This window comes from Marinifilum sp. (assembly GCF_965230805.1).
Lineage (GTDB): Bacteria > Bacteroidota > Bacteroidia > Bacteroidales > Marinifilaceae > Marinifilum.
Map to the genome: position 1 here is coordinate 411,054 of NZ_OZ246019.1, position 13,697 is coordinate 424,750.

Genomic DNA, 13,697 nt, shown 5'->3' on the forward strand with positions numbered 1-13,697 from the left:
CACAAAGCGCTTTAATTTACATTTAGGGAGTTTTCTAAAAAATGAATAGCTTCTTTCTTTTTGTCCTCTAAAAGACTGTTTACCTTTTGATAATCTATTGGTGTTTTAATCATTTCAGTAATATTTTCCTGATATCCCAATACCAATCGATCCTCTAATCCCAATATCTTTAGCAATGAGCTAAATCGGGTAATCCCCCGTTTAGCATTACCAATAGCAATAAATGGCTTATTAAAAATAATTGAAAAAACTGTACCATGAAAAGAATCGGTTACAACAAATTCAGCATCCATAAAACCTCTCAACCAATTGGTTACCGGAGGACAAACACAATCTTCCAATCGGTTCTTGCCCAATTCCCGAAAGATCCCTTTTGGCATAATTGACACAGGCTTAATTCGCAATTCTTCCGCAGCCTCATCAACAATTTTCTTCTTGTCAGGACTTAGGTCTAAAATATAATTCAGTAATGTTCCCTGTAGTTTCGGAATGTTATCTTTTTCAACCAGTGCTATGTATTCTTCTTTATCAATTAACATGGTTGGATCAAGCGCAACCACCGACTCAACCTTTAGCTTATCACTACACAAACCTACAGCCGAATCTTCCCTTACCGAAATGCGATCGAACTTTTGTGCCAAACCAGCACAAGATTCGGTTTGTCGATCACTAAACTCCCACTTGTCTACCCCAAAAGAAGCCGCATAAGCAATTCTTTTTGCCTGTGAATTCTCTGGTAGAAATCCTAAAAAATGATTTTCCAATATTGGTGAATATTTTGGTCGCCATACCTGATCGCTGCCTGTAACAAAAGCCTGAAAACCATATTTGCCAATATTCTTAAAATCCCTTTCCGACATGAACAAGTCGGTAGTTTTTACATGTTCCCGAATGAAACGATCAGTATGCTGTCTGATAATCTTTTCCTCATCCTTGGTAGGCCATGTTCTGACTACAACATCTTTTCTGAAGACAATTTTCAGAATTGATCTTCTCACATAGGACAGCACCTTCATTTTAAGCGACATGGGTGCTGTATTTCTATTTATGGTATAGGAATCATGTCCCAGCTTTTTTAATGCAGATTGTAAGGCGTACGTTTGTAGAATTCCTCCGTAGTTCCAATTAAATGGCAGTGTGATGATACCTATTTTCATGATCTTCTGTTTTAGATTAAATCTGGTTTGATTAGTGCATTTTTGTAATTTCCTCAGCAGTTTTTCTGGGCGATGAGGCAATGGAGAATTCATCAGGCAGGTAACCACAAGCAATGATCATCAAAACCACTTCGTTGTGAGGAATATCAATAATTTCTCTTAGTTTCATATCCTTATCATCCGATACACTCCAATTCAGCGAACATGCTCCAATCTCCCGGTAATGCAATGCATTCAATAAAGTCATACTAAACAATCCTCCATTCAGATGATTTTCGAACCTTTCGTGCATATCCTTTGTAGTAGATACCACCGAACTTACAACAATTAATGTTTCGGCCAGATGACCGAAGCCCCTGTTTCCATTCTGAATTTCAAGAATTCCTTTTTTCTTTTCAGGTGACTTTACAACATGCACACGGTTGGGCTGACGGTTGCAAAAGGAGGGTGAACGCTGTGCAAGATTAATGCAATCATAAATAACCTCCATTGGAATCTCTTTTTCGGTATAATTTCTTACCGAATACCTTGACAAACAAAATTGTTCGAAAGGAGCATTCTTATCCTTAAAATAATCAGCTTTATTTGTTCTAATCTGCCTTTGCCCTTCCACTTTGGCATAACGTTCCCGAATTGCCACCAATCTAACCTGCAAATCATCATCTAATTTAAAACTGATTTCCTCATGATATTGAAGGTATTCCTTTAATACCGAAACAGACTGGATAAATTCCAAATCATTTGCCGGCAGCTTAAATTTCTCATATTTCTCTACTGTATCAATGAGACTCATCACCACCGCTTTTCCAAAACCCGGTCTGGGTTCAGGCATGGTCAATCCCTTCTCAACAATATGATAGGCCAAGGCCAAATCCCTTTTTACCTTTTCAATATCCGATTTGTTATACACTTTATCATATACACGCCTCTTTAAGTCATACATACTCGCCTTTTTTGCTGAATTCAGGTAATACAGATACAGCAGTTTTTGAGGTAACATATTTTTTAATTGTGCTTTCAATGCTTTCATTTCAAGTATATTTAAGTAGTGTCATTTTCTTTAAACAGTCTCTTTTATCTTGAAGTTGACCTTAATCTTTCCATCAAACTTTTTACAGGCTTATAAAGCAAATCTCTCTCATAATTGTTCATCGATGTGATCCAAAATACCGGAATATAAACTACCGAGAAGGAGCAGATTGCAATAGCCAGACTAATGGGTGTATCAAGCTGAACCTGTTTAATCGCCCAATAAGTAAGCAATCCTAACAGTGCTGGAGAAAAAGCCATTTTCCCTATCTCCTTCCAGAATTTTGGGATATCGATATCTTGTTTTTTAAAGTAGTAGATATTCATGATAATGATATGTCCAAGCACCAAACCTGAACAAATGGCCATACCACAACCAATGCCACCATAAGTATCTACTAACAAAAGTTGCATTGCTACACTAAAAATGGCAATACACAAGTACAATACCGCTCTAAATTTTAGTCTATTTCTGGCTTGCAGAATAGTAATTCCCAAATTTTGTATCAGTGGGATGGTTAGCGGAACAAACATAAGCAGCGCAATTACATAAGTGTCGGTATAATCTGCTCCCGCCCACAGAAAAATAAATTGCCTTCCGAACAAAATAAATCCTGCCAGGATAAAGGCCATTACAATAAACTGAATCCTACCCGTTCGAATAAACAAGTCGGATATTTCTCTATTGGATTTTGACTGGGAAACCATGGCGGTCACCTTAGGAAGAAATACCCCTGAGATGGCAGTTGAGAATCCCATATACATTTGTTCCAGCTGAATAGCAACTGCAAACATTGCAACTGCCGCCGTTCCCACATTGGCTCCCAATACCAGTTGTCCCGAACTCCAATAAAGGCGATCAATAATTGCATTCAGGAAGATGAAAAAAGAGTATCCGGCAAGCTCTTTAAAAAAACTCCAGTCGAACTTCCTGAAGCGAATCTTGACCCTTATTTTATTCCTGCAATACCACCAGTTTATTAGTTGAGTAGCTACATTAAAAACTGTAATTAACACCACCATACCTATGGCACGATATCCCATTTCCAGTAAGATAATCATGATTAATGGGTTCAGAATAATACGTGCAATTTGCACAACTTTCTGAAATACAAACTTTTCGTATGCGGTTACAATAGACCCAAAAATGCTTACAGGAAAGGTAAATACAAGATTAAAAACCATTAATAATACCAGAATGTGAACCTTTTCCAATTCATCTGGTGTTAAAGTATCTCCATATAACTTGTCAATGTTAAAATACAAACCCATTCCAAGAATGAGAACCACCAGTCCAATGAATGAGTACAATACCACAAACATCCCAAACATGGAATATTGCTCTTCCACTTTGCCCTCAGAACGGAATTTAGCAGTATAACGAATAATGGTATTCCCAAAACCCAAATCAAGAATGGTAAGATAGGCCACTACCGATGCAACCAATGAGTACAATCCGTACTCACTTTGTCCCATCATTCGCAACATGTATGGAGTATATAGCAAGCCTACAACATTACTTAAACCTATAACTACGTAGGATAATATGGCACCAACTTTTAATTGATTTATTTGCATAAATTCCTTTAAAATTTAGTTTAATAGAACTTCGTTTTGGTAAAAAACCTTAATCGAAGAACATTTTTAATCCCTCTTCTAAATTTGGAACGCTCTTTAGGTAAATCGCCTAAAATGTTTTCCATTTCATTAATTTGCACTCCATTAAGCACTACTTGCACCGAATCATCATCTCCTGCAACCGATAAGAAATCTTCAAATGAGTTTTTATCTGCCTTTGCCCATGCCCTGTTGGCTCTTACCACTAACATTGAATAGTCCGACTCTTTGACAAGATGTACCGGGTAGGAATTGTTTAAAATCCCGGGAATTTCAACAAAGGTATAGTCAAAATTCTCCTTACCCATCACATTTTCTCCTAATTCCTGAACTCCCTTTACCCTATGAAAATTAGGGGTGAATTCATAACTGTAACTCTCAAAATCGGTAGCTTTCTTCATCTGATTATGCGAGATATACTGTATTTTTAACCCAATATCATGCAATTTCTGAGCAATCTTGGTAAAAACAAAGGTTTTTCCCTCTCCTGCCTGATTGCTAAAGACAAGTATTTGCAGTGCTTTATTTTCACCTGCCACCGAAGGCTTCATCAGCAGTAACTTCCTATTGAGAACATCAAGTGTTTTATTTTTGATCACATTCAGTTTTAAGTGTTTGTTCTTAACTGCCAGGTTTGGGAACATAGCCAATACCTTTTTCCCAATAAAATCTTCTGCGCGAGGAATAGTCTTGATACTCGCATCTAAAATCTCCAATACAAGAATGATAAATGTAGGAATAACAAATCCAATCATGAAAGCAATAATCAGGAGAAATTTCCTCTTGCTAGCTCTTGCTTCGATCGGGTAAAATGGAGGTGAAACAATTTTAAGATTAGAATTCAGCTCGATATTCTGTTGTTTTAATTTGGCTTTATTCAAGCTCTCCAATAAAGAGAGATATTTCTGTTCCGCTACATTGATCTTTCGTTCGAGCCTTTTCATGGTAGCTCCTAAAGGGGCATAATACTCAAACAACTCTTCAAATTCTTTTTTAATTTGATCTCCCACCTGCAACTGTGCTTTCGAAGATTCAAATGCTATGACTTTCTCAAGCCATCGATTCAAGATTGAATGTCCCGTAACTCCATCTTTACTATTAATAATTTTGTATTGTTTATCCACCAGTTCTCTTAACTGTCCTTCAATATGCTCTGCCTCTTTTTGTAAAGCCAGAATCCCAACCGAATCTTCCTCATTTTTCTCATAACTCAGCAGGCTTCTATTGCTTTTAAGCCATAGCTTGTGGTTAACATCCGAAAGCTTTTTCCTAACATCCAACATCTGGCTACTAGTGATTCTCCTCTTTTCGTTAGCAGACATTTTACCTTCCAGCAAATCAATTACTGAAGCTTCGGCAGTATTCTTCATTTTAATCTCGGTATAATACAGATCAAAATGTTCTTTTTCCGAAGCAATGTGCCTTGTTTGCTCGTAGTAGTTAATGATATTATGAGCCTTATTGAACTCCACCAACTCCTCTTCCGCAACATTTAAATCTGCTTCGGCCTTTTCAATCTCGCGCAGGAAATAGCTCACCACTGCGTCGGATTGATTTACCTTGATATCAGAATATATCCTTACAAATACTTCATTGATCAACTCCAGAGTATTGGCACAAACGCCAGGATCATCAGAATTGTATGAGATCTTAACCATATCACTCGATTGGATACGAGAAACCTTTATCTCGGCCAGAATTCTTTTGCTGCTGTAATGCCTGTGATCCAAATGAATCAGCTTATAAATAAAGTTGGTATGGTTGGCATCTTTGTATGTTAATAAATTCAAATAGGTCTGTTCAGGATCATTTTTAACGATTAAAGCCTTCACATCGGCTGGCACCATTTCCATTAACTCGTCATAGTGTTTTTTGAGGATGATGTCTGGTGTAGGGTCATCCAATAGCATGTGCTTGGTAAACAAACGAAGCGCCACCTCTTCTATGGTAGTTTTCGTGCGTATCAGGTTGATGAAGTTATCGAAGGCAATACGAGTTCCGAATAGATCCAATTTCGATTCTTCAAGCGATACAATCGACGACCCGGTAGCAATACCAGTATAGATCCTGGTACTTGAATCGTACATTTTAGGTTGATCCTTTGTTAATACAAATACCAAACTCACCATTATAATGGGAGTTATCGCTAACACCAAAATGTGTTTTTGCAAGAGTCGTATGAAGAAGATAATATTCAAACCGATTAGTTTTTAAGAATGACTGGCTTTCCAACTATTTCGTTTAAAACCTGCATGGATGATATCAATTCTATTTTTGCACGTTCCAATTCCAGTTCAGCATTCATTTTTATGTCGTGTACTCGCGAAAATTCTGCAATATCTATTTTGCCACTTACATAATCTTTTTCTACGCTGTTTAAATGAATATTTAAAACACCAAAAGCCTTATTACGCACCTCAACACTCTTGTAACACTTTAGTACGTTATTGTATTGAACCACTACCAATTGTCTTAATTCACGCTCAATACTTTGTTGTTGATATCGGTACTTGTCCAATTCTGCTTTGGCCTGCTTTACATTGGTTCTGTCCACAATCTTACTCAATGGGATTTTTAAAGATACTCCTACACTATACCTTGTTTGTTCTGTTGTTGACGCTGCAGCTTCAGTATTTAAATCTTCCGAAATAAGCAGGTTATCAAACAAACCATATCTGGCGCTGGCCTCAAGGTCAAGGGTATTCATCCAATCGCGTCGTTCGGCTTTAATTCTAAGTTCACTAATCAATACTTGCGAATCGTGATATTTTAATAATGGAGAATTCTCTATTGCCATTTGCTGCATTTCGCCTAATGGAAGAAGCAAATCAGAAATCAATTCTCCGGCCATCACTTTTTTAACCACTTCCTGGTTATTCTGAGCAGACAAAATCGAATAGCTAAAAAAAGCAGAAGCTAAAATAAGAAGAAGGAGTTTTTTAAAGTACATATACAAAATTTACACGTTCTCCTTTTGGAAAACTGCTGGAATGGTTCTTAAAATAATCCACATGTCTTTCCAAAATGAATATTTACTATTGGCAATCTCAACATACTTGTTGTCGAGTCCTTTTCTTTCCTCGGGTGACATTTTTGATGTCTTTCCGCGAGCTTCAACCTGCCACAAGCCTGTTATTCCGGCAGGCCCGTTAAATCTATCCGTCCATTCATCAGTAGTCAACATTTCTGCTTCATACAGTGGCAATGGCCTATTTCCAACAATCGACATATCGCCACGAATAACATTGATTAACTGAGGCAATTCATCAATACTTAACTTTCGGATAATATGACCAACCTTTGTAATTCTTGGATCATTTTCGAACTTAACAAAGGCCTTATCTTGTTTTTGTTTCTGACGTTTTATGTGAGTTTGTTCTTCAATCTCCTCTTCATCACCAAACAAGATTGTCGAACCTTCAATCATAGTATCCTGCTGAATTACTTCCGTAAGATCTTCTCCTGTTTCTTCAGTTTTATACTGGTTCAAATGTTCCAATTCCTTTAATCGCTTATCTGCATCGGGATACATCGATCTTAATTTTAAAAAATTAAATATTCTATAACCCGTTCCAACACGTTTGGATATATAGTATACTTTTCCTTTTGATTCTATGCGTATTGCTGCAATAAATAATAACAGCAATGGAGATAATGCAATTAAAGCAAGACCTGCAAATACAATATCAAAGCTTCTTTTAAAGAATGGAGTTTTATAGATTTTAATTTTCTTATTTTTTTGGGGCATATTAAATTTCATGTGAACCTGCAAAACCTTAAGAAAATTAATTCGCTTTGTTATTGTTTCCGCATCAACTGGCTTTGCATAAACATCACTTATCTTTTGCTCCATCGCCCTTTTTATAATCTCAGGTTGCTTTTCAGTCACAAGCAAGAGATACGGTACTAAGCTTTTGGAATCATATTTTTCAACAAATACAGTATGAAAATCCAATCCATTTCTTCCTGGAAGGTCTAACTCACTTATAACACCATCCACATTGCCATTCTTCTCTATCCATTCCGATGCTTCCAGCGGATTAGTTTGATGTATCAAATCTATTCTTCCATTTAACTTGTCGAAATTAGAAAGTACAGATTCATCAGACCCGATATACATCAGTTTCATTTGTCTGTCTGAAGTTTTCATGATAATATTATTTAATCAAACGCTCGATTCTAATCATCAATTCTTCCGGATTAAAAGGTTTCATTATGTAATCCTCTGCTCCAAGTTTTAAGCATTCAACTCTGGTATTACTACTCTCCTGACTGCTAAGAACAATAATTGGAATATCATTAAAATATCCACTCTCTTTAATACGTTTGATTAATTCAATACCATTCATCTCTGGCATCTGAAGATCGGTTAGTATGATATCAGGTATGTTACCCGACTGCAACCAAGAAATTGCCTGCAACCCATCTTCCATTGTTGTAACTTCAAAAGAAGTTTGTAAAAAACGAACCATTAATTGGCTCATAGAAGGCTTGTCGTCTACAACTAATATTTTCTTCATAAGTAAATTTAATGGGCTCCTGTCACAGAGCAAAAGTCAATTTAATATAGTATAGTTTTTGGGCATTAACACTTATAGCATTAACCATCAATTCCGATTTACGCAAACTTGCCATTTTTGTTTCTTTTTTTTCGTATTGGATATTATATTTCTATAGAACAATACGATATAAAGAATCATTACAAACAAGAACAAGAAAACAAGAACAATGCAAAAATTCGTCAATAATTAAAAAAGGATAATCACAACCATTTAAAACTTAGCGTAATTTACAAAAGTAAATCGAAATCATTGTTAATGTAAGATTACTAAATTAAATCAATAAATAACAATCATAATTTCAATACAACCCATTAAATTAATTTTGCCCAGTAATTATACAATAACATCCTTGCTCTGCTTAATAAAATCATGTAACTTGTATATCGCATTAAGTATCTTCAATAATTTTTAACTAAATAGAATTGTGATGAATATGGACTTAACACATACAAATGAAAGGTTCACAGTTTTAAGCAAGTCAAGCGAGTTTTTAAATATTATTTTGAATAATATCAGCTCCTGTGTAATGCTGCTTGACAATGAACTTCGACTAAGAGCATTTAACGACCCATTAACTACTATTTTTTCCAATAAAAAAGATGAAGAATTACTTTACCGCAAATGTGGCGAGGTTCTTGGCTGTTCTTTTCAGATTAAAGAAGGAACCCCTTGCGGCAGTACTTCAAAGTGCAGCACCTGTGAATTAAGAGTTTCTGCACTCTTTTCGTATGTAGAAAACAAACCCATTATGAATGAACATTTGATTAAGTCATTTGTTGATTATGATGGAAAAAAAGAGGACAAGCATTTACAGTTTTCTACAAGATTATTCAAATATCAAAAAGAAAAATATATTCTAACGATAATTGAAGATATCACCGACCTAAAAAAACTTGAAATAGAAAAAAAGCTTCACAAAGGCACATTTTAAATTGAACTTGGAATAAAAATTACAGTTATACCATTTCTAAACCAAAAGTTTCTTTCTGTTTTTGATGTGCTCACTTTAAAAAGCGCAATGAAAAATTTACCACTAAGGGATAAGGAAGAAACTCACCAAGGCTCACAAAGCTTTTCTGCTAACGATTCCTTTGTTTTTGATGCTCTCACTTTAAGTTGAGGGTATCAATAATTTACCACTAAGGGTATCAATAATTTACCACCAAGGGATAAGGAAGGAACTCAACAAGGAACACAAAGCTTGTTTGCTAATGATTCCTTTCTTGATGCTCTCACTCTAAGTTGAGGGTATCATTATTAAAAGCACATAGAAATAATTTAACCCTAAGGGATAAGGAGGAAACTCAACAAGGCTCACAAAGCTTGTTTGCTAATGATTCCTTTCTTGATGCTCTCACTCTAAGTTGAGGGTATCAATAATTTACTAAAAAGGAATATGATAGGATTTTGGATGCTCTAGCTTTAAAAAGCGCAATGAAAAATTTACCACTCAGGAATAAGGAAGGAACTCACTAAGGGACACAAAGTTTTTTTGCTAATGGTTAATTTCTGTTTTGATGCTCTCACTTTAAGTTGAGGGTATCAATAATTTACCACCAAGGGATACAACAAGGACTCAAAGCTTGTCTGTTTTAGAAACCAAGCTGTCTAACAAATTTATTAACTGCCTTGATCGATTGACAATGGCATATTAAAATTCTCTAGGAGCATTGATCGAAAGGAAAAAGGCCTTTTGAATTTAAAAACGCACTTTGATCGACTGACAATGCCAAAATTAAATTCAAAATGGCCATTGTTCAAGTGACAATGGCCATTTTAAAATTCATACAGACATTGTTTAAGTGACAATCCGCTTTTTTAAGTTCAAAAACCGTTTTTCTCAAAAGTCAAAGCCCTAAAAGTTTTAAAAGCCCTTTTTCCTTTCGAACAATGGCCCTAGGGAATTTCATAAGGCATTGTCTTTTGAACAATGCGCCTAGAGAATTTCATAGGGCATTGTCTTTTGAACAACGCCCCTAGGGAATTTCATAGGGCGTTGTCTTTTGAACAATGTGCCTAAAGAATTTCATAGGGCATTGTCTTTTGAACAACGCCCCTAGAGAATTTCATAGGGCATTGTCTTTTGAACAATGCCCCTAGGGAATTTCATAGGGCGTTGTCTTTTGAACAACGCTCCTAGAGAATTTCATAGGGAATTTTCATAGGGCGTTGTCTTTTGAACAATGCTCCTAGAGAATTTCATAGGGCGTTGTCTTTTGAACAATGCTCCTAGGGAATTTCATAGGGCATTGTCTTTTGAACAATGCCCCTAGAGAATTTCATAGAGCCTTGTCTTTTGAACAATGCCCCTAGAGAATTTCTACAGTCATTTTCTCCGACAATGCTTTTTTGTTCTGTTTTCAATTGCCATACTGTTGCAAACCATCCAGACCTGAAGGTATGATATGTTTATTTTGATGCATCAAAATGGCATTGATCCGTGTTCAACAAACCCAATGCGAATTGTTACCTGTTGAATCGTGATAATATTGATTATAATTCTTAGATTTGGAATCGTGAATCAAAGATAAGTGCACAATACATACCAATATGGCGTGTATTGTGCACCTTTTTACTCTGAGATAAGAAAAATAAGTGCACCAGTGCACAAATTAATAGTTAGCTGCAAGTGAAAAGAACGAAACTGCAACATTGAAACCTGAGTATAAAATTTGAAAAAACGAATAGAAAATATTAGCTCATTGATTGAAGGTTGGTGCAAGAAAAAATTAGTTTTTGCCCGCCCGCTTCTGCCCTTCGGGACAGTTGGGGTAGCCGACGCACATTGCACACATTTGCAAATCGCACAAGCCGCCCCACAGACCAAAATTTGCAAAAGAGTGCAATTTTTGCCCTCGCACAATGCTCTGTTGAAAATTAGTGCCATCTTGATACTGACGTTCACTTTTCTAAGTATTCATGCACAAGACTCTTATGTATCAACAGCCGATTTGAATATGAGAAATGGTGCTGGGAAAAACTACAAATCAATTGTTGTATTATCAAAAGGAGACACAGTAACACTTCTTGACAATTCAGGAGATTATTGGGCAAAAATTCAATACCATGACAAAGTAGGATATTCAGCCAAACAATACCTTCAAAAAATTGAAATAATCGAAGAAACCAAAACTGAAAGTGGCAATGGGTTTGTTGTTTTTCTCGTTTGCCTGATAATTATTATTGTGACTTCAATAATTTTAAAGAAAACAGGAGAAAAATACCGTTACAAATCTACCGCAACGGTTTTGTCATTTTTCTTTGGTGCATTCGGATTTCAAAAGTTCTATTTGGGAGAGAAAAACAAAGGAGTTTACTCAATTTTATTTTGTTGGACTTTTATTCCATCGCTAATTGGATTAATTGATTTCATCAAATTAGCAGTAATGAAAGAGAAAAAGTTTAATGATTTATATAACTGGGGCAAAAGACCAACAGTAAAAGCTAAAAAGGAAGCCCAAGTACCACCTAAAAGACAATCATCTATTAAAGTGAAAATTGGTAATGAGGTAATTTCAAACCAATCAAAACAAAATTACGTGGACGAAACAATTATTGATGTAAACTCACAGAACCTTGATTTGTCGGTAGAGCAAAACTCGGATGAAAGTACTTCGCATCAACAGCCTCCTTATTGGGGACACACCTACGTATATTCATACGATGAAATAAAGCATGCAACTAAAGCACAAAAGCAGTTTTATGCGTATTTCAAGAATCAAGTTGCTAATGGAAAATACATTGATATACAGGGTAACACAAACTATGCTTTCATACTTTACTTTGATTTTTTAAATGAGTATGAGAATCATAGAGACATTAAACTGCTTGACGAGCAATTTAAGCTTCTTGGAGAAATTTGTCCAAAAACACGAAGTTATTCGCTTCGTTCATTGCAGGATGAATTAAGAAAAAGAAATGATGCTTATTCAGTTGATAAATTGAAGGATTTAGAGGAACCAACTTACCAATTTGAACATGGCTATTCTGATTACAATCCAGATTTATACAAACTCGGAAATCAATACAAAGACAAATTAGGTCTTAATAAACAAGAAATTAGATGGCTTAATAAATTCTACAACCCAACAAATGTTTTTCTTTCTATTGAGGGCTGCTGTATTGCCACGGCAATGCAATATGTAACGCTGTTAAAAGAACTTGAAAAACAACTAAAAAAGAAGGAAACTACTTTAGCTAAAGAAGTAACTTATTTCAAAGAAAAGTTAAAGGCAATCTACGTAAAGAGAAATTCTGATTGGGGGTATTATGATTCTGGTTATTTAGGAAATCAGGCTGAGTCGGAAGTTTATCTTACAATGTTTAAACGAGTTGAAAATTCTGTGCGCGAATCTTTTGGTCATAAAAGAAAGGTGTCAGGTGATTTCCCTTATGCTGACAAGAATTTATCTGAAGAGTTTGAAACAAAGCTTGGCAATTCTCTAAATGGCTTAATTGAAGTATTAAAAGACAATGTAGGAAAGCCCAATCTTGAAACTCAAATTGAGCTAAATGCACAAAACGTAAATAGATGGAGAATTGGGCTTGATGAACTAATTGTAGCATTTAAAAAGGAGAACATTGATAATTTTGTTGATGGAGTAATTCATTTGGAAGAAACAAACCAGAAGAATCCGAATATTGAAAATATCTTTTATCAGGCTTCTAAGTTCATTTCAAAATATGATAAGGTTCAATCTTTAAAATATTATGCGAAGTATATTTACTACGACCTAAAATCGAAGAAGTTTGACAATAAAGAACTTACAAAAACTGTTCAAAAATCCTTATTCAAGACGGAAGAACAAATCAATGATTTTAAGAAGATTATTGGTGATTTAATAGAAACAAACGATATTCAGACAGCTTTAGAAAAAATTTCAAAAATCTATATTCCCAAAAGGAAACGGATTCAACTTGACCGCTCTGAAATTCAAGAGGTAGAACAAAAACACGAAGGAACAGTAGAGTTGTTAAATGAGTATCTGGTTGATGAAAAGGTGAAGCCTGAAACAGAAATCAGCAATGAAAATGGCGAAGACATTGAAATCGCAATAATCGATTCTGAAGAAAATAATTCAGTTTTTATTTCCGAAATTAGCATGGGACAAGTTCAAGAGGAACTTGTGAAAATGATTATAAATAATTCGTACGAGATTCATCAAGACGAAGTTGATAAATATGCAACAGCAAACGGAATGTTCAAGAATCAATTAATTGACAGTATTAATGAAGCTTGTGAAGAACATTTGGACGGTGAAACATTAATTGAAGAGGATGATGAAAATTACATCATTGAAGAATCTTATTATAAAGAAATTGCAAAATAGAT

At 35.3% G+C, this 13,697-nt stretch carries 9 protein-coding genes; 2 read left to right on the forward strand and 7 right to left on the reverse strand.

What is annotated here, in order from left to right:
- Positions 1 to 11 precede the first annotated feature (11 nt).
- The 7 genes from ACO05S_RS01665 to ACO05S_RS01695 are packed head-to-tail and all read right to left on the reverse strand — an operon-like array spanning position 12 to position 8,323.
- Positions 12 to 1,157: a polysaccharide pyruvyl transferase family protein gene (locus ACO05S_RS01665; protein WP_421919810.1), complete on the reverse strand. Its 1,146-nt coding sequence runs from the start codon at positions 1,155 to 1,157 to the stop codon at positions 12 to 14.
- A gap of 31 nt (positions 1,158 to 1,188) precedes the next feature.
- On the reverse strand, positions 1,189 to 2,187 hold the full coding sequence (locus tag ACO05S_RS01670) for a nitroreductase family protein (protein ID WP_421919811.1): 999 nt from the start codon (positions 2,185 to 2,187) through the stop codon (positions 1,189 to 1,191).
- Positions 2,188 to 2,231: 44 nt separating this feature from the next.
- A complete protein-coding gene (locus ACO05S_RS01675) occupies positions 2,232 to 3,764 on the reverse strand; it encodes an oligosaccharide flippase family protein (protein WP_421919812.1) in 1,533 nt (510 codons plus the stop codon).
- A gap of 20 nt (positions 3,765 to 3,784) precedes the next feature.
- A complete protein-coding gene (locus ACO05S_RS01680; protein ID WP_421919813.1) occupies positions 3,785 to 6,001 on the reverse strand; it encodes a GumC family protein in 2,217 nt (738 codons plus the stop codon).
- A 5-nt stretch (positions 6,002 to 6,006) separates the two neighbouring features.
- On the reverse strand, positions 6,007 to 6,753 hold the full coding sequence (locus ACO05S_RS01685) for a TolC family protein (protein WP_421919814.1): 747 nt from the start codon (positions 6,751 to 6,753) through the stop codon (positions 6,007 to 6,009).
- Between the two features lie 9 nt (positions 6,754 to 6,762).
- The gene (locus tag ACO05S_RS01690; RefSeq protein WP_421919815.1) at positions 6,763 to 7,953 is read right to left on the reverse strand and encodes a sugar transferase; all 1,191 of its coding nucleotides are present in this window, start codon (positions 7,951 to 7,953) and stop codon (positions 6,763 to 6,765) included.
- A gap of 7 nt (positions 7,954 to 7,960) precedes the next feature.
- Entirely contained in the window at positions 7,961 to 8,323 is a 363-nt protein-coding gene (locus tag ACO05S_RS01695; protein WP_421919816.1) for a response regulator, read from the reverse strand.
- Positions 8,324 to 8,792: 469 nt separating this feature from the next.
- Between ACO05S_RS01695 and ACO05S_RS01700 the strand changes: the two genes are divergently transcribed.
- Positions 8,793 to 9,296: a hypothetical protein gene (locus tag ACO05S_RS01700; protein WP_421919817.1), complete on the forward strand. Its 504-nt coding sequence runs from the start codon at positions 8,793 to 8,795 to the stop codon at positions 9,294 to 9,296.
- A gap of 1,957 nt (positions 9,297 to 11,253) precedes the next feature.
- A complete protein-coding gene (locus ACO05S_RS01705) occupies positions 11,254 to 13,695 on the forward strand; it encodes a tellurite resistance TerB C-terminal domain-containing protein (RefSeq protein ID WP_421919818.1) in 2,442 nt (813 codons plus the stop codon).
- Positions 13,696 to 13,697: the final 2 nt, after the last annotated feature.